At 72.4% G+C, this 17076-nt stretch carries 13 protein-coding genes; 5 read left to right on the top strand and 8 right to left on the bottom strand.

All coding sequences use genetic code 11. The features are described from left to right. Positions 1-60: 60 nt before the first annotated feature. The 4 genes from QOL88_RS28225 to QOL88_RS28210 all read right to left on the bottom strand — a co-directional run bounded on the left by QOL88_RS28225 (position 61) and on the right by QOL88_RS28210 (position 5713). Positions 61-1149, bottom strand: coding sequence for an ATP synthase subunit B family protein (locus QOL88_RS28225; protein ID WP_097220975.1), 1089 nt, complete (start codon positions 1147-1149; stop codon positions 61-63). A gap of 121 nt (positions 1150-1270) precedes the next feature. After that, positions 1271-1750, bottom strand: coding sequence for a pantetheine-phosphate adenylyltransferase (gene coaD, locus QOL88_RS28220; RefSeq protein ID WP_097220973.1), 480 nt, complete (start codon positions 1748-1750; stop codon positions 1271-1273). 26 nt (positions 1751-1776) lie between these two features. Next, a complete protein-coding gene (rsmD, locus tag QOL88_RS28215; RefSeq protein WP_097220971.1) occupies positions 1777-2364 on the bottom strand; it encodes a 16S rRNA (guanine(966)-N(2))-methyltransferase RsmD in 588 nt (195 codons plus the stop codon). 106 nt (positions 2365-2470) lie between these two features. Beyond that, complete coding sequence (locus QOL88_RS28210; protein ID WP_097220969.1) at positions 2471-5713, bottom strand: helicase-related protein; 3243 nt, start codon at positions 5711-5713, stop codon at positions 2471-2473. A 188-nt stretch (positions 5714-5901) separates the two neighbouring features. On the opposite strand from QOL88_RS28210, the gene QOL88_RS28205 reads away from it, so the two are divergent. Both QOL88_RS28205 and QOL88_RS28200 read left to right on the top strand, forming a co-directional pair. Beyond that, positions 5902-7737 carry an HSP90 family protein gene (locus QOL88_RS28205; protein ID WP_097223219.1) on the top strand — a complete coding sequence of 612 codons (1836 nt, stop codon included), beginning with the start codon at positions 5902-5904 and terminating at the stop codon, positions 7735-7737. After that, positions 7734-10667, top strand: a complete 2934-nt coding sequence (locus QOL88_RS28200) for a hypothetical protein (RefSeq protein ID WP_097220967.1) — start codon at positions 7734-7736, stop codon at positions 10665-10667. Before QOL88_RS28205 ends, QOL88_RS28200 begins: the two co-directional genes overlap by 4 nt. 42 nt (positions 10668-10709) lie before the next feature. Here QOL88_RS28200 and QOL88_RS28195 read toward each other — a convergent pair whose 3' ends face one another. After that, positions 10710-12560, bottom strand: coding sequence for a DAK2 domain-containing protein (locus QOL88_RS28195; protein ID WP_097220964.1), 1851 nt, complete (start codon positions 12558-12560; stop codon positions 10710-10712). A gap of 268 nt (positions 12561-12828) precedes the next feature. Here QOL88_RS28195 and rpmB point away from each other — a divergent pair, with 268 nt between their 5' ends. Then, positions 12829-13014, top strand: coding sequence for a 50S ribosomal protein L28 (gene rpmB / locus QOL88_RS28190; protein WP_004924906.1), 186 nt, complete (start codon positions 12829-12831; stop codon positions 13012-13014). A gap of 126 nt (positions 13015-13140) precedes the next feature. Here the strand turns inward: rpmB and thiD are convergent, their stop codons facing one another. Both thiD and QOL88_RS28180 read right to left on the bottom strand, forming a co-directional pair. Further along, a complete protein-coding gene (gene thiD / locus QOL88_RS28185) occupies positions 13141-13932 on the bottom strand; it encodes a bifunctional hydroxymethylpyrimidine kinase/phosphomethylpyrimidine kinase (protein ID WP_097220961.1) in 792 nt (263 codons plus the stop codon). Beyond that, on the bottom strand, positions 13929-14894 hold the full coding sequence (locus QOL88_RS28180; RefSeq protein WP_097220959.1) for a thiamine-phosphate kinase: 966 nt from the start codon (positions 14892-14894) through the stop codon (positions 13929-13931). Before QOL88_RS28180 ends, thiD begins: the two co-directional genes overlap by 4 nt. Before the next feature lie 206 nt (positions 14895-15100). On the opposite strand from QOL88_RS28180, the gene QOL88_RS28175 reads away from it, so the two are divergent. Continuing rightward, entirely contained in the window at positions 15101-15334 is a 234-nt protein-coding gene (locus QOL88_RS28175; protein WP_031106939.1) for an Lrp/AsnC family transcriptional regulator, read from the top strand. A gap of 20 nt (positions 15335-15354) precedes the next feature. Then, positions 15355-15873: a DUF3515 domain-containing protein gene (locus QOL88_RS28170; RefSeq protein WP_179878985.1), complete on the top strand. Its 519-nt coding sequence runs from the start codon at positions 15355-15357 to the stop codon at positions 15871-15873. Between the two features lie 18 nt (positions 15874-15891). On the opposite strand, the gene QOL88_RS28165 is transcribed toward QOL88_RS28170, so the two are convergent. After that, a complete protein-coding gene (locus tag QOL88_RS28165) occupies positions 15892-17049 on the bottom strand; it encodes a D-alanine--D-alanine ligase family protein (RefSeq protein WP_097220957.1) in 1158 nt (385 codons plus the stop codon). Between the last annotated feature and the right edge of the window lie 27 nt (positions 17050-17076).

Below are 17076 nucleotides of genomic sequence, written 5' to 3'. Positions count from 1 at the left end.
ACGTACGCGCGACCGAAGAGCCAGGATACTGGACCTTTCGCTGTCGGCCCAATCCGGTGCTCAGCCCTGGCCGCGACCCTGCTCGTAGGCCCGCAACTGCTCGGCGCTGATCATGCCGGTGTCGAAGAGACTGGTCTCGTCGAGGGCATACCCCTGCTGGGCGTGGTGGCCCTGCTGCTGGCCCTGCTGCTGGGCCTGGTTCGGGTCGTAGGCAGCCTGCTGGGGGTCGTAGCCCTGGTACGCGTAGGGATCGGCGTGCTGGTAGCCGTAGGGGTCCTGCTGGGCCGCGTAGGCCTGCTGCGGGTAGCCGCCGTACGGATCCTGCTGCTGGACCGGGTCGCCTCCCGCCGGGGCGTAGCCGGCGGCCGGGGCGTACGCCGGCTGTGCGTAGTCCTGCTGGTGGGCGGGTTGCCCGGCCGGGGTCTCCTGCTCGGCGAGGGCGGCCAGGTCGGCGAGGTAGTCGGCGTCGCTGGAGTGCTGGACGGTGCCCGCGTCACCCGCGAGGGCACCGAGGTCGTCGGTGGCGATGCGGCCGTGCAGTTTCTGGCGGCCGCGGCCGACGGCCTCCAGCGTCTTGGCGAGGACCGCCTCGAAGGCACCCAGCTTGACGTCGACGTACTCGTCGGCGCTGCGGCGCTGGGTCTCCGGGTCGTGGCTGCGCTCGGGGGCGTCCTCGTCCTCGTAGCCCTGCTCGTCGACGCCGGGGCCGGTGCCCAGGAGCTTCTCGCGGCCGCGGCCGACGGAGCCCAGGGTCTTGGTGAGGACGACCTCGAAGTTGGCGAGCTTGGAGTCGACGTACTCGTCGGCCTCGGCGCGGATCTCCTCGGCCTCCTGGCGGGCCTCGGCGAGGATCCGGTCGGCCTCGGCCTGGGAGCGGCGGGCGACCTCGGTGCCGGAGATCAGCGAGCCCCGCTCGGCGTGCGCGCTCTCGATGATCTGCTGGGCCTCGTGGCGGGCCTGCTCGACCATCTGCTCGCGGCCGCCGATCAGCTCCTGGGCCTGGGCGAGGGAGTCGGGCAGGGCCGCGCGCACCTCCTCCAGCAGCGCGAGCAGGTCGGCGCGGTTGACCACGCACGAGGCCGACATGGGCATGGACCTGGCGCCGGAGACCGCGGAGACGATCTCGTCGAGCTTCTTCTGCACGTCCACCGTGTGCTCGCCACTCTCTACAGATGCGTTGGAGACGGACGGGACGACTGTAAGGCCATGGGGTCCACGCCGGACACCGGGTGACGGGCAGTCAGGCCCCGACGGGACGCCAGGGGCCGGTTCAGTCCCTCCTCAGGCGCTCGGTGAGCTCACCGAGGACCTCGGCCGGGACCAGGTGGGAGACGTCGCCGCCCCAGGTCGCGACCTCCTTGACCAGGGAGGACGACAGGAAGCTGTAGGTGGGGTTGGTGGGGATGAAGAGGGTCTCCACGCCCGAGAGGCCGTTGTTCATCTGTGCCATCTGCAGCTCGTAGTCGAAGTCGCTGACCGCGCGCAGGCCCTTGACGATGGCGGGGATGTCGCGCTGCTTGCAGAAGTCGACGAGCAGGCCGTGGAAGGCCTCCACGCGGACGTTGCCGTACTCGGCGGTGACCCGGCGGATCAGGTCGATCCGCTCCTCGATCTCGAACAGGCCCTTCTTGGCCTGGTTGATCATCACCGCGACGTAGACCTCGTCATACAGCCTGGAGGCGCGGGAGATGATGTCGAGGTGTCCGTTGGTGATGGGGTCGAACGACCCGGGACAGACGGCGCGGCGCACTTGTGATCCCTCGCTCTCCGGTCCGGTCATCGTGCGTCATCGCACGTAGAGGCGGCGCGACCGTACCAAAACGTTCCCTCGCCGTAGCGACGGGCCCTCAGGGGTTCGAAGCCTGCGGGCCACCGGAATTCGCCGCCTCTGGTGCTGCGCTCCACGGTGACGAGGGCTTCCTCGGCGAGCCAGCCCTCGGTGCGGAGTGTGAGGAGGATCTCCCGAAGATCGTCGTCCGTGACGGCGTACGGGGGGTCGAGGAAGACGAGGTCGTAGGGATCGCCCGGGGGTGTCGTGCGGATGATCTGTTCCGCTTTGCCCGATCTGACTTCGGCGCCGGGGAGGCCGAGGTTCTTGACGTTCTCGCGGACCGTTCGGACGGCTTTGGCGTCGGCTTCGACGAGGAGGGTGTGTCCGGCGCCTCGGGAGAGGGCCTCCAGGCCGACGGCTCCTGATCCCGCGTAGAGGTCGAGGACGCGATCGCCGTCCAGGGGGCCGCCGAGGAGGGATCGCCAGGTGGAGAAGAGGCCTTCGCGTGCGCGGTCGGAGGTGGGGCGGGTGCCGGTGCCGGGCGGTACGGCGAGTCGACGTCCGCCGGCTGTGCCGGCGATCACGCGGGTCATCTTCGGTCCTTGGTCGTGGGCGGCTTCAGGTATCAGTGTGGCTGGTCGTGCCCTCGCGGCGGTAGCCGCATATGGATTACGCCCCGCGCCCCTGGGTGGGCGTCACTCACCCCTTTTCCAAGTACTGCTCCCTCTCCTCGTCCAAAAGGGCGTCCAATGCCGTCCGGAGCGCGGGCAGGTGGGTCAGCTCCGGGTCGGCGGCCACTACCGCCGTCGCCTCCTCTCTCGCCTCCGCGATGATCTCCTCGTCCTCGATGACGGCGAGGACCTTCAGGGAGGTCCTGGCGCCCGACTGGGCCTGGCCGAGGACGTCGCCCTCGCGGCGCTGCTCCAGGTCGATGCGGGAGAGCTCGAAGCCGTCCAGGGTGGCGGCGACCGCGCCCAGGCGCTGGCGGGCCGGGCTCGCCTCGGGCATCTCGGTGACCAGGAGGCAGAGTCCGGGGGCCGAGCCACGGCCGACGCGGCCGCGCAGCTGGTGGAGCTGGGAGACGCCGAAGCGGTCGGCGTCCATGATCACCATGGCGGTGGCGTTGGGGACGTTGACGCCGACCTCGATGACCGTCGTGGCGACCAGGACGTGGGTCTCGCCCGCGGCGAAGCGGCGCATGACGGCGTCCTTGTCGTCGGGGTGCATCCTGCCGTGCAGGGCCTCGACCCGGAGGCCTTGGAGGGGGCCCTTGACCAGCTGGTCGGCCACGTCGAGGACGGCGAGGGGCGGACGCTTCTCCGCCTCGTCCTCCGGGGACTTCTTCTTGGCGGACTTCTTGGGGTCGTCCTCCTCGTCACCGATACGGGGGCAGACCACGTACGCCTGGTGGCCGTTCTCCACCTCCTCGCGGACCCTTTCCCACGCGCGGGACAGGAAGTGGGGCTTGTCGGCGGCCGGGACCACATGGCTGGCGATCGGCGAGCGGCCGGCCGGCAGCTGGTCGAGGACGGAGGTCTCCAGGTCGCCGAAGACGGTCATGGCGACCGTGCGCGGAATGGGCGTGGCGGTCATGACCAGCAGATGCGGGGGCTGTTTGCCCTTGCCGCGCAGGGCGTCGCGCTGCTCGACGCCGAAGCGGTGCTGTTCGTCGACCACGACCAGACCCAGATCGTGGAACTGCACCTTGTCCTCGATCAGCGCGTGCGTGCCGATGACGATGCCGGCCTCGCCGGTGGTGAGGTCGAGCAGGGCGTGCCGCCGCGCGGCCGCTCCCATGGAACCGGTGAGCAGCGCGACCTTGGTGGCCTGCTCGGCCCCGCCCAGCATGCCGCCCTCGGCCAGCTCGCCCATCATCTCCACGATGGACCGGTGGTGCTGCTGCGCGAGCACTTCGGTGGGCGCGAGCATGGCGGCCTGCCCGCCCGCGTCGACCACGGCGAGCATGGCGCGCAGGGCGACCATGGTGTTGTGGGTGACCGTGAAGTTGTCGGTGACGTAGGCATGGCTGGGGTGGGCGACGCGGATGCACTGGACGGGCTTCCGCCCCACGTACTCGACCGCCCGGATGCCGCGCCGGAACGTGTTGTCCTTCGGCCTCGGACGCACGCGATCTGCTTTGCGGGTGAGCCGGAACGGGGCATACGCGTCCGGCAGCGACACCTGCACGTTGTACGCGGCTTTCTTCGGCAGGACGCGTGCCCGGCCGCCCAAAGAGCGCACGAGCCATGCGACGTCCTCCGCGAGCCGGCGTGAAGCCGAGCAAAGGGAGATGCTCAGGCCGTCGGCCTGGACGGTGCCGCCCGTGTCCAGGAGCCCTTGCAGGACGGCGAGACGGTCCTTGATCGAAGCGTTTTTGAAAGCCGGAGGGACGAACTTGTCGTGGGACGTCCTTCCCCAGAGGCCCAACTCGCGCAAGACCTGGATGACCGGATTCCGCACGCCTCCAGCACGTTGCTTGAGCTGGATCGTGTAGTCACAGTGGGACCCCTTCACCGGTACCAGCCGGCAATCAGGCGCCACTGCCGCCGCCACCGCCTCACGGGTCTCGTCGTCGATGGTGGAAAGACGGAGATTGTGCCGGAATGAACCATCCCCCAACAGCAGCCCGATCAGGTAAGGGTCGAGGGGCAGCCCGTCGTCACCGCCGAGGTCGACCGGCTGCGCAGGCGGGATGTACCACTTAGAGGACCCGTCGGCCTTGAACGTGTCGAGACGGATCTCCCGTGTTGTCATGACCTTGGAAGTCTGGCCACGGTGCCAACCACAACTCGTGCCGACGATCCAGAGATGCTCGTCGTCGCACTCGACGGAACTCCCGTCGGACAGGACCAAGCGCCACACATCGCGCTCACCCTGCGGGAAGACACCATCGATCAGCCCGATGCCTCCGTCCGGCACCACCACCTCGTCACCCACCCGCAGATCTCCCATGCGGCGGAAGCCCGAAGGTGTGAGCACCTGCGCGTCGAGGGGCTGGGCCTTGCCCGAACCGACCTCCCCCTGCAAGAGCCGGTGCATCGGATGGTCGGTGGCCAGATCGTCGAAGATCTCTCTCGAGACGCGCTGCTGGCCGTCGGTGAGGGTGAAGGGGAGGCGGGCGTCGAAGGCGGTGAGGAGGCCGTCGGGGGCCGGCTTGCGGGGGACGGCGGGGAGTTGGGCGTCCGCGTGGCGGCGGCGGGCCAGGGCGACCTGGAGGACGAAGGCCTCGTCCCACTTGAGGCGGGAGCGGGCGTCCTCGATGTCGGCCTTGGTGTGCGGGCGGTGGATCTTGAGGAGGGCTTCGGGGAGCGGGACCAGGCCGCGGCCCTCGCGCAGGGTGTCCGGGAGCGGGTCGACGGCCTCCTGGGCGGTGGGCAGCACCGTCTGGATCGCCTTGCCGATCTTCCAGGACTCGAGCTTGGCGGTGGCGGGGTAGATCGGAATCAGGGCGCCCGCCCAGGTCTCGACGGACTCCGCGGGATCGTCGGCGGTACCGCGCAGCAACTCGTAGGCCGGGTGTGCGAGTTGGAGGCGACGATTGAAGACGGAGACCTTGCCCGCGAACATCGCGCGGGTGCCCGGCAGGAGTTCCTTGTGGGGCTTGTGGACGCCCGCGCCGAAGAAGACCAGTTGGAGCCGGCCGCTGCCGTCCGTGATCGTGACCTCCAGGCGCTGGCCCTTGCCGCGCGGGGCCTTGGCGGAGGCGAAGGTGTGCAGGCGGGCGTCGGCGACCTGCGCGACCACCGTGACGTGCTCGTCCATGGGGAGGTCGGCGAGGTGGGTGAGCTGGCCGCGCTCCTCGTATCTGCGCGGGTAGTGGTGGAGGAGGTCGCCGACCGTGAGCAGGCCGAGGTGCTCGGCCATCACCTTCGCGGTGGCGGGGCCGAGCACCGACTTCAGCGGTTGTCGCAGGGGTTCTTCCAGGGCGGGCACGAGATCCATTGCACACCACGCCACTGACAATGGCTTCCAGGCCGCGGCCGGATCGCCGTAAAGATCCCGGAAACCCCTGGTCAGGCGGCTGGTTCGGGCCTTAGGATGACGCGCTCCCGGCCCTCTTTCGCGGTCACCGCCCCACCGGGACCGCCCGACCCCGCGCCGTCGCGAGTCCCCCCACCGGCGCCGTGAAGATGGACTCCCAGACCTCACAGGCATCCCAGCCCTCCCCTTCGCCCCAGTCACCTCATACGTTCCAGGTCGACCTGCGTGGTCTGGTGGACCTGCTCTCCCACCACCTCTACTCCAGTCCCAAGGTGTATCTGCGCGAGCTGCTGCAGAACGCCGTGGACGCCGTCACCGCCAGACGCGCGGACGAGCCCGGCGCCCCTGCCCGGGTGCGGCTGTACGCCGAGGGCGGCGCCCTGCGTGTCGAGGACACCGGCGTGGGGCTCAGCGAGGCGGACGTGCACAGTCTGCTGGCCACCATCGGGCGCAGTTCCAAGCGCGCCGAGGGGCTGGAGGAGGCCCGGTCCGACTTCCTGGGGCAGTTCGGCATCGGGCTGCTGGCCTGTTTCGTGGTCGCGGAGCGGATCCGCGTCGTCAGCCGCAGCGCCCGTACGCCCGGGGCGCCGCCGGTGGAGTGGACGGCGTCCGACGACGGTTCCTACACCGTGCGGACGCTGCCGGACGCCGAGCGGCCCGAACCGGGCACGACCGTGCATCTGGTGGCCCGGGCGGGGGCCGCGGAGTGGCTCGCGCCCGAGCGGGTCGCCGCGCTGGCCCGGGACTTCGGATCGCTGCTGCCGTACGACGTCCGGGTCGGCGACGAGGCGGTCACCGACCTTCCGGCGCCCTGGGACCGGCCGTATCCGGGCCCGGCCGCGCGCCGCGTCGCCCTCGCCCGGCACTGCCACGACCAGTTCGGCTTCACCCCGCTGGACACGATCGACCTGTCCGTGCCGCTGGCCGGCATCCGCGGGGTGGCGTATGTGCTGCCGTCGGCGGTGAGCCCGGCCCAGCGCGCCGGTCACCGGGTGCACCTGAAGGGCATGCTGCTGACCGAGCGGGCGGAACAACTGCTGCCCGACTGGGCGTTCTTCGTGCGCTGCGTGCTCGACACGGACAGTCTGCGCCCCACAGCGTCCCGCGAGGCGCTGTACGAGGACGAGACGCTGGCCGGGGTGCGGGAGGCGCTGGGCGAGCGGATCCAGGCCTGGCTCACGGGGCTGGCGGCCGGTGATCCGGAGCGGCTGGCCGCGTTCCTCTCGGTGCACCATCTGGGTGTGAAGTCGCTGGCCCGGCACGACCGGGAGATGCTGCGCACGATGCTGCCATGGCTGCCGTTCGAGACGACCGACGGGCGGCTGTCCCTGGAGGAGTTCGCGCAGCGGCACCCGGTGGTGCACTTCACGCGGACCGTCGAGGAGTACCGGCAGGTCGCGCCGATCGCGTCCGCGCAGGGCATCGGCGTGATCAACGGCGGCTACACCTACGACAGCGAGCTGGTGCAGGCGCTGCCGTCGGTGCGGCCGGGCACCGTGGTCGCCGAGCTGGACGCGGAGACGGTCACCGCGCATCTGGACGCGGTCGACCCGGCCGAGGAGCTGGCCCTGTCGGGCTTCCTGGCGGCGGCCCGGGCCCGGCTCGACCCGCTGGGCTGTGACGTCGTGCTGCGGGCCTTCCACCCGCTGTCCGTGCCCGCGCTGCACCTCGACGACCGGGACGCCCGGCACGAGCAGGCCCGGGCGGACGCCGAGGCGCGGGCCGACGACCTGTGGGCGGGCATTCTCGGCTCCCTGCGGGGCAGCGCCCGCGCGCGTCTGGTGCTGAACCATCTCAACCCGCTCGTGCGGCGGATCAGCGCGCTGCCCGACCCGGAGCTGATCGGCACGGCCGCGGAGTCGCTGTACGGGCAGGCCCTGCTGATGGCGCAGCGGCCGCTCAGGCCGGCCGACTCGGCGCTGCTCAACCGCGCGTTCATCGGTCTCCTGGAGTGGGCCACGCACAGCGAGGACGGTCAGGCATGAGCGAGATCACGGACTTCGACGCCCTGCGCGCGGCGATGGCGGAGAACTCCGAGCAGCCGGAGGGGCCGGCCCGCAACACGCGCGCGGAGGAGCTGCTGACGGCGGCCGAGAAGCTGAACATCCCGCTCGCCGTGATCGAGGCGCTCGGGCACCAGCTGAAGGTCTACAACTACAGCTCCGAGAAGGGGAAGATGTTCGTCCCCTTCGCGCGGCTGCTGCGCATGTGGGACGAACGGCCCGAGGACTTCGACGAGTACGAGACCCACTCGCTGCACTGGGTCTTCAAATGGGTCTCGGCCGGCATGCTCGACCAGCCGCACATCCCGCTGGCGTCGATCGAGAAGTGGCTCGGCGAGATGGAGCACCGCTACCGGCTCGCCGGGCACTCCGAGCGGGCCGTGCGAAGCGCCGAGCACAGTGTGGCCGCGCATGTCGGGGACGTGGCGCGGGCCGAGCGGGCGTACGCCGCGTGGCTGGCCGCCGACCGGGACGTCATGGCCGACTGCCACGCCTGCGAGCTGCACGGCCAGGGCTGGTGGCAGGCGGAGCAGGGGCGGGACGCCGAGGCGCTGGACCTGTGGCGGCCGGTGCTGGAGGGCGAGTACACCTGCGCCCACGAGCCGCACACGGCCCTCGCGTCCTGTCTGGTGCCGCTGTTGCGGCTGGGCCGCCTCGACGAGGCCCGGGCCTGCCATCTGCGGGGCTTCCGGCTCGTCCGGGCGATGGAGAGCATGCGCGGCGCGTACGCGGACCACGTGGAGTTCTGCGCGCTGACCGGCAACGAGGCGCGGGGGCTGGAGCTGCTCGCGGAGCGTCCGGCGTACTTCACGGACGACGGGCAGCCGCGCAGCAGGCTGGACTTCATGAGCGTGGTGGCCCTGCTCATGCACCGGCTGACCGTGCTCGGGCTGGGCGACCGGCAGGTGCCGGGTCCGGCCGGACGGGAGTGGACCGCCCGCGAACTCTCCTCGCACGCGCGCGGGGAGGCCCTCGCCCTGGCGGCGCGCTTCGACGAACGCAACGGCACAGCGCACGTGAGCGAGCGGGCACGCGCGCGTATGGCCCGGCAACCGCTGGTGGAACGGCTGCCGCTGGGCGTGCGGTCGGTACGCCCGGCTCCCCCGCCCGTTCCCGCCGCGGCTCCGGTTCCCGTCACCGGGCAGCCGGATCTGCCCGCGCTGCTGGCCGAGGCACGGCGGCTGTCGGACCACCTGCGGCCGAACGCCGTGGAGGCGTGGGCGGCGGCCGCCGAGGCCGCGGAGGGCGTCGAGCTGGACCCGCGCGACCGTGCCGAGATGGCCGACCACGAGGCGATGGCCCTCGGCCCCGAGGGGGCCGGCCTCTTCGAACGGGCCGCCGGGCTCTACGCGGAGGCGGGCGACCCGGGCGAGGCCCTGGCGGCACGCGCGCGTGGGGCGTACGTCCGTGCGCTCGCGGGTGACGTGGACGGCGCCGCCGTGGCGGTGACCGGCCTCTACGACGAGGTCCTCGCGCTGTACGCCGCCGACGGCACGGGGATACGGCAGACGGCGTCCGTCGTGATGAGCCGGGCGCGGATCCTGACGCGCCGCGCGCACGACGGTGAGGGCGACGGGGCGGTCCTCGCCGAGGCCGAGGCCGCCGTGCGGGAGGTCCTCGCACTCGTCGACGGGCGGACCGGCCAGGACGTGCGGCTGGCCGCGCGGGTCGCCGAGGCGCAGGCCATGCTCGGGGAGCTGGCGGGGCTGGCCGGGGATCTGGAGACGGCCGCGGAGCTGTTCGCGCGGGGCGCGTCGGCGTTCGTCGCGGCGGGGCTGCCGTGGTTCGCGGTGGAGTACGAGGCCCGGCTGGCCTCCCTCGCCCACCACCTCGGCGACGTGGCGGAGGCGGAACGGGCGCTGCGGGCGGCCCTGGAGCACGGCGGACAGCAGCTGGAGGCGCCCGGGCGGGCCCAGCTGCACCTCCAGCTCGGGGAGGTCGTGGGCGGCCGGGGTGACGCCGTGGAGGCAGCCGAGCATGCCCTGGAGGCCGCCCACTGGGCCGACGAGGCGGGCGAGTCGGCGACGCTGGGTGCCTGGGCGCGACAGCAGCTCGGCGGGTTCCTGCTGCGGCAGGGCCGGTGGGCCGAGGCCGCGGAGGTGTTGGAGGCGGCCCTGCCCGACCTGACCGCCGAGACGCACGGCGACGGGGCGGTCGTGCAGGCCAAGTGGTGGCTCGGTGACTGTCTGAGCGAGCTCGGCGAGCACCGCGCCGCCGCCGAACGGCGCCTGCAAGCTGCCGAGATCGCCCGGCACTGGCCCGAACAGCACGACCACGCGACCCTCGCCCATCTGGCCGGGGAGTCCCTCGGGCAGGCCGGACTGGCGGCCGAGGCGAACCGGGCCTACGCCCGCGCGGGCGACCTGTGGCGCGCGCTCGGCAACGCCCACGGCCTGATCCGCTCCCTGCGCGCCCGCGCCTGGCTGGCCCTGCGGGCGGAGGACGGGCTGGACGAGGCGCGCAGCCTGATGACGGAAGCGGTCCGGGAGTGCGAGGCGGCACGGGAAGCGGCGCCCGACGAGGACTCCCGGCAGCAGCTCGTCGCCGAACTCGGGCACACGCACGGACAGTTCGGTGACCTGCTGACCCGCTCCGCCGTCGAGGACGCCGAAGACGCCTCGGTCCGGGACCGGTTCGAGGAGGCGCTGGCCCAAGCGGTCCAGGCAGTGAGCGTGTTCGCCTCCCTCGGGGACGGCGCCCTGCACAGCCGCACCGGCGCGGAACTGGCCGCGGGCCGGCTGGAGGCCGACTTGGACCGCCCCGCCGACGCGGTGGCACGCGCGCGTGCGGTGCTGGCGGCGTACGAGGGGTACGACGGCGCGGTGACGGGCGTCGGGGGCGGCGAGGCGGTGCGGGCCCGCCGGGCGGAGGCGGAGCAACTGCTCCGCCTGTTGACGGAGCGGTCGCAGTGAGGAGGCGCCGGCCTGCCGCACGCCCCACGCGGAAGGCCCGCCCTACTCCACGCCGATGAGGAGCAGGGCCCCCTGCCGTCCGCCCCGGTAGACGACCGTGTCGACGGCGAGGTACCCCTCGCGGACCCGGCTCTCCAGGCGCCCGGCGACGGTGTCGGGGACGTCGTCGCCGAGGACCAGGGTGACCATCTCGCCCCCGGCCGAGAGCATGCGGTCCAGGACGGTCTCGGCCGTCACCGCGAGGTCCGATCCGATCACGGCCACGTCCCCGTCGATCAGGCCCAGGACGTCACCGGCCTGGCAGATGCCGGCCATCGTCCAGGACTGGCGTTCGGCGACGGTGACCTCGGCGTAGCGGGTGGCCCCGGCGGCGGAGGTCATGGACACGACGTCCTCGTCGAAGCGGCGGTCCGGCTCGTGCACGGCCAGCGCCGCGATGCCCTGGACCGCCGAGCGGGTCGGGATCAGGGCCACCCGGATGCCCTCCGTGCGGACCTGCTCGGCGGCCGCCGCGGCGGTGTGGCGCAGGTCGGCGTCGTTGGGCAGCAGCACGACCTCGCGCGCGTGGGCCCGCCGTACGGCCTGGACGAGCTCGCCGCTCGCGGGCGGCTCCCCGGGGCGGGCGAGCACGGCCGTCGCCCCGGCCTCGGCGTACAGCCCGGCCAGCCCCTCGCCGGGCACGACGGCCACGACGGCCCGCTGGGCGCGTTCCCGGGGCGGTCGCTCGGCCCCGGTGGTGTGCACGTCGCCGGCGCCGAAGTGGGTGATGCGGATGCGGTGGGGCCGCCCGGCCTCGATGCCGGCCTCGACGGCGGCGCCCGCGTCGTCGACATGGACGTGGACGTTCCACAGCCCGTCCCCGCCGACCACGACGAGGGAGTCCCCGAGAGCGTCGAGTCGCCCCCGCAGCCGCTCCACGGCCGCGTCCTCGGCCTCCAGCAGGTAGATCACCTCGAAAGCGGGCCCCTCCTGACCCGGCACGGCGGCGGCGCTGTCGGCGCACTCCCCCGGGGCGCCGTCGGCCGGGGCGTGGCCGTCGGCGAGGACCTGGCCTTCGGCCGGGTCCACGCGCGCGTGGGGAACCACGGCGGGCCCCATGCACGCGCTTGCCGCCACCGCCCGCGCCCTCTCCCCCGTGAACGTCTCCACCAGCGCCCCGAGCACCGCGACCAGTCCCCGCCCGCCGGCGTCGACCACCCCGGCGCGTTCCAGGACGGGCAGCTGGCCCGGGGTCGCGGCAAGTGCCGTGCGGGCTCCGTCGTAGGCCGCACGGGCCACGGTCCCGCAGTCGCCCTCCGCGCCGTGGGCCGCGTCGGCGGCGGCCGAGGCGACCGTGAGGACGGTGCCCTCGACGGGGTGGGCGACGGCCCGGCGGGCGGAGTCGGCCGCGTGCCGCAGGGCGAGCCGCAGGCACCGGCCGTCGGCCCGGGCGGTGTCGTCGTCGGCCAGCACCTGGGCCATGCCGCGCAGCAGCTGGGCGAGGATCGTCCCGGAGTTCCCGCGAGCGCCGATCAGGGCGCCGTGCGCCATCGCCCGGGCGGCGTCGGCGAGCGTCGGCTCTCCCGCGCCCCCGGTGTCCGTCCCCCCGGCTCCCGCGCCCCCGGCGTCCGCTCCCGCGGCTCCCGCGACCCCGATGTCCGCGCCCCCGGCACCCGCGCTCCCGGCACCCACCGCGGCTTCGGCCCCCGCCGCGTGCCCCGCGAACACCGCCTCGACCGCCGCGACCGCCGACTCCACCGTCAGATACAGATTGGTGCCGGTGTCGCCGTCCGCCACCGGATAGACGTTGATCGCGTCGATCTCCTCACGCGCCCGCCCCAGTGTCTCGAGCGCGAGACCGCACCAGGTGCGCACCGCGAGAGCATCGAAGAATGTCTGCGGCACCTGCGCCACTACGCCTCCCTGAGCTGCTGGACGTGGCTCGCAGCGTAGACCCCGGGGCGGTGCCGGCCGGAAGAGGGAGGGGCCGGGCCCCTGAGCTGCCATGGTAGTTTCGCTCTACGGGTGCAGCCGTTGTATGCTGCTCCGGTTGCCCGATCTGATCGGGCCTTCCCCCTGGCAACGCCACTCAGATTTCGACCGGCTCGTTCAGAGCCCGAGAATCTGGATCCCGGCCTGCCGGGATCAACCGTAAGTGCATCTGAAGTCTTTGGAGTGACCCGTGGCTGCCAACTGCGACGTCTGCGGCAAGGGGCCGGGCTTCGGCAACAACATCTCGCACTCGCACCGCCGTACGCCCCGTCGCTGGAACCCGAACATCCAGCGTGTGCGTACCGTGGTGGGCGGGACGCCGAAGCGCGTGAACGCTTGCACCTCGTGCATCAAGGCCGGCAAGGTCTCGCGCTGACGCTCAGCTAGCGCGCAACCACTGCTGGTTCGCTGCAAAGCCGGTCCACCTCTGGGTGGGCCGGCTCTTTGCCGTGCCTGTGAGACCTGACCGGGGTGCGGTGGCGATGCCACCGCACCCCGGTTGCTATACGTCACCGCGGAAGCGCCAGCCGTGATCCACCGGCCCGATCCCCCCGCCGAGCGCGAACCCGGCCGCGACGGCCCCCGTGACGTACTCCTTCGCCATCGCCACCGCCTCCGGCACGGACCGCCCCTTGGCGAGCCCGGAGGCGATCGCCGAGGCGAGCGTACAGCCGGTGCCGTGGGTGTGGCGGTTGTCGTGCCGCGGCGCCCGCAGCCAGTGCTCCTCGGAGCCGTCGGTGAGCAGATCGACGGCGTCCCCGGGCAGGTGTCCGCCCTTGATCAGCACCCAGCGCGGCCCGTACTCCAGCACGGCCGCCGCGGCCCGGCGCATCTCCCGCTCCGACTCGACCCGCACTCCGGTGATCTGGGCCACCTCGTCGAGGTTCGGCGTGGCGACCGTCGCCACCGGAAGCAGCTTCGAACGGACCGAGTCCAGCGCGGAGGCGGCGAGCAGGGCGTCGCCGTGCTTGGAGACGCCGACCGGGTCGACGACCGCCGGGGCGTCCGTCCCCGCGATCAACTCGGCGACCGCCTCCACGAGTTCCGCGGAGGCCAGCATCCCGGTCTTGACCGCTTGGACGCCGATGTCGTCGACGACACTGCGGTACTGGGCCCGTACGGCCTCCACGGGCAGTTCCCAAGCCCCCTGCACGCCGAGGGAGTTCTGCGCGGTCACCGCCGTCACGACGCTCATGCCGTGCACGCCGAGGGCGAGCATGGTCTTGAGGTCGGCCTGGATGCCCGCGCCTCCGCCGGAGTCGGAGCCCGCCACCGTGAGGACGCCCGGGATCATGACTCTATGTCCCCGAAGTGGTCCCAGCCGCCCTTGCTGGTCCACGGCGCCCCGTCGACCGTCACCTGGGGCAGCGCCGAGGGGTTGAGCACCTCGCCGATGACCTTCCAGCGGGCGGGCAGCTTCACGTCCGGCGGGAACGTCGCCACGATCGCGTGGTCCTCTCCCCCGGTCAGCACCCACTGCATGGGGTCGACGCCGACGGCCTGCCCGATGTCGTTCATCTGGGACGGGATGTCGATCGCGCCGGAGCGGATGTCGATCCGCACCTTGCTCGCCTCGGCGATGTGCCCCAGGTCCGCGATCAGCCCGTCGCTGACGTCGCACATCGCGGTCGCCCCGAGCCCGGCGGCGGCGGGACCCGCGTGGTACGGCGGCTCGGGCCGCCGGTGCGCCTCCACGAACGCCCGCGGCGAGCGGAACCCCCGGGACAGCACCGCGTACCCGGCGGCCGACCAGCCCAGCCAGCCGGTCACCGCGACGAGGTCGCCGGGCTGGGCGCCCGCCCGCGTCACCGGCTCCTGGTTGCGCAGATCGCCGAGCGCGGTGATCGACACCATGATCGAGTCACCGCGTACGACGTCACCGCCGACCACGGCGGCGCCCGCCACCTGGCATTCGTCGCGCAGGCCGTCCATCAGCTCGCTCGGCCAGGCCACCGGCAGCTCGGCCGGGACGACCAGACCGAGCAGCAGCGCGGTCGGTACGGCGCCCATGGCGGCGATGTCGGCGAGGTTCTGCGCGGCCGCCTTGCGGCCCACGTCGTAGGCCGTCGACCAGTCCCGCCGGAAGTGCCGGCCCTCCACCAGGATGTCCGTGCTTGCCACGACCCTGCGGTCGGGCGCTGCCACCACGGCGGCGTCGTCGCCGGGGCCGACCCGGACCGCCGGGGTGGTGGTCAGACGGGAGGTGAGCTCCCTGATGAGCCCGAACTCACCGAGCTCACCAACAGTGCCCTTCATTGCCCTTTCTCCCCTTCTGTCCCTGTCCGTGCCCGGTCGCGAGGCATCTCGGTCCTCGCTACGGTCGAAGTGACCGTGACGTTCTGCCGGACCTGCGCCCCGGCGCGCACATCCCGGTCCCCGCAGGTCTCCCCGCGGCGAGCGGCGACGCGATACCGTGGCGTTCCTTTTCCCCACATGATCCTCGTGGCCGCCCTGGAGGTTCCGTGGTACAGGCGTACATCCTGATCCAGACCGAGGTCGGGAAGGCCTCGGTCGTCGCCGAGACGATCAGCAAGATCCCTGGGATCATCCAGGCCGAGGACGTGACGGGACCCTACGACGTCATCGTGCGGGCCCAGGCCGACACCGTCGACGATCTCGGCCGCATGGTGGTCGCCAAGGTCCAGCAGGTGGACGGCATCACCCGCACCCTGACCTGCCCGGTCGTCCATCTGTAGCCCCCGTCTACCCTGTGCCGGTGAACTTCTTCCGTCACCGGCACCGTTGTGTCTTCCGCGTGTTCCGCCTGCCCGCTGTCGCGCTGTTGATCACTGTTGCGGGCTGCTCCTCAGCAGACGACAGCGCGTCGGCGGCGGTTCCCAGTCCGGACGCGAAGGTCGCGGAACTGTGCCGGAACCTGGACAAGGTACTGCCCGCGAAGGTGGACGGTGAGCGCCGTGCGGATCCCGAGCCCGCGTCGGCGCTGACGGCGGGCTGGGGCAGCCCGGCGATCATACTTCGCTGCGGTGTGCCGCAGCCGCCGAAGATGGTCGACCCGAAGGTGGCGGACGGGCGGGATCCGGATGCGGTCGCCGGGGGTGTGAACGGCGTCGACTGGCTGATGGAGAGCGAGGGCGGCGGCGGGTACCGGTTCACCACCGCCAACCGCGAGGCGTACGTCGAGGTCCGGGCGCCGAAGGGCGCGGACAGCTCGGGTGTGCTGATCGATCTGGCTGAGGCCGTGAAGAAGGCGATCCCCGAGGGGATCGCCTCCTGAGCGCCGGGCGTCGATGATTCAGCGCAGGCCCGTCGACCTGCGCAGTGCCGCCTGCACCAGCAGGTCGATCAGCTCCGGGTAGCTCACCCCGCTCGCCTGCCACATCTGCGGGTACATCGAGATGGGCGTGAAGCCGGGCATCGTGTTGATCTCGTTGATCACGAACTCGCCGTCCTCGGTGAGGAAGAAGTCCGCGCGGACCAGGCCCTCGCAGGACGCCGCGTCGAACGCGTCGACCGCCAGGCGCTGAACCTCGGCCGTCTCCTGCGGGGTGAGGGGCGCCGGGACGAGCCCCGGGGTGGAGTCGATGTACTTGGCCTCGAAGTCGTAGTACGCGTGCGTCTCGGGCGAGGGGATCTCGGCGGGGAGGGAGGCCCTGGGGCCGTCCTCGAACTCCAGGACACCGCACTCGATCTCGCGGCCGCGCAGCGCGGCCTCCACGAGGATCTTCGGGTCGTGCCGCTGGGCCTCGGCGATGGCCTCGTCGAGACCGGAGAGGTCGTCGACCTTGGTGATGCCGATCGACGAACCGGCCCGCGAGGGCTTCACGAACAACGGCCAGCCGTGCTCGCCGGCGAAGTCGACGATCTTCTTGCGGGAAGCAGCCTGGTCCTGCTCCCACTCACGCGGCCGGACCACCACGTACGGGCCGACCTTCAGCCCGAACGAGGTGAACACCCGCTTCATGTACTCCTTGTCCTGGCCCACGGCCGAGGCGAGCACACCCGAACCCACGTACGGGACGCCGGAGAGCTCCAGGAGCCCTTGGAGGGTGCCGTCCTCGCCGTAGGGGCCGTGCAGCACCGGGAAGACCACGTCGACCTCGCCGAGCGCCTTGGGGACCGATCCCGGCTCGCTGTAGACGACTTCGCGGCTGGCGGGGTCGACCGGGAGGATCACCGCTCCCTCGGCCGACTCGGCGAGCAGGTCGACGCTCGGCGGGCGCCGGTCGACGATCGCCATCCGCTCCGGTTCGTCCGCCGTGAGCGCCCAACGCCCGTCCTGGGTGATGCCGATCGGCAGGACGTCGTACTTCGTCCGGTCGATGGCCTTGAGGACGGCGCCGGCGGTGACCACGGAGATCCCGTGTTCGGAGCTGCGCCCGCCGAACACGACGGCCACACGCGGCTTGCGAGGCGGCTGCTCGGGGCTCTGGGGGAGGTTCTCGGTGCTCATATCGGGTTGAGAGTACCCGTTGGTAGG

It is taken from the genome of Streptomyces sp. Ag82_O1-12 (assembly GCF_900182715.1).
Taxonomy (GTDB): domain Bacteria; phylum Actinomycetota; class Actinomycetes; order Streptomycetales; family Streptomycetaceae; genus Streptomyces; species Streptomyces massasporeus.
This window is presented reverse-complemented; position numbering and strand designations above follow the sequence as displayed.

Excerpts from the sequence above, each read along its gene's own strand:
- QOL88_RS28210 (WP_097220969.1), bottom strand. The coding sequence starts at position 5,713 with ATGGATCTCGTGCCCGCCCTGGAAGAACCCCTGCGACAACCGCTGAAG.
- thiD (WP_097220961.1), bottom strand. The coding sequence starts at position 13,932 with ATGATCCCGGGCGTCCTCACGGTGGCGGGCTCCGACTCCGGCGGAGGC.
- rsmD (WP_097220971.1), bottom strand. The coding sequence starts at position 2,364 with ATGACCCGCGTGATCGCCGGCACAGCCGGCGGACGTCGACTCGCCGTA.
- QOL88_RS28205 (WP_097223219.1), top strand. The coding sequence starts at position 5,902 with ATGGACTCCCAGACCTCACAGGCATCCCAGCCCTCCCCTTCGCCCCAG.
- QOL88_RS28180 (WP_097220959.1), bottom strand. The coding sequence starts at position 14,894 with ATGAAGGGCACTGTTGGTGAGCTCGGTGAGTTCGGGCTCATCAGGGAG.
- QOL88_RS28165 (WP_097220957.1), bottom strand. The coding sequence starts at position 17,049 with ATGAGCACCGAGAACCTCCCCCAGAGCCCCGAGCAGCCGCCTCGCAAG.
- QOL88_RS28200 (WP_097220967.1), top strand. The coding sequence starts at position 7,734 with ATGAGCGAGATCACGGACTTCGACGCCCTGCGCGCGGCGATGGCGGAG.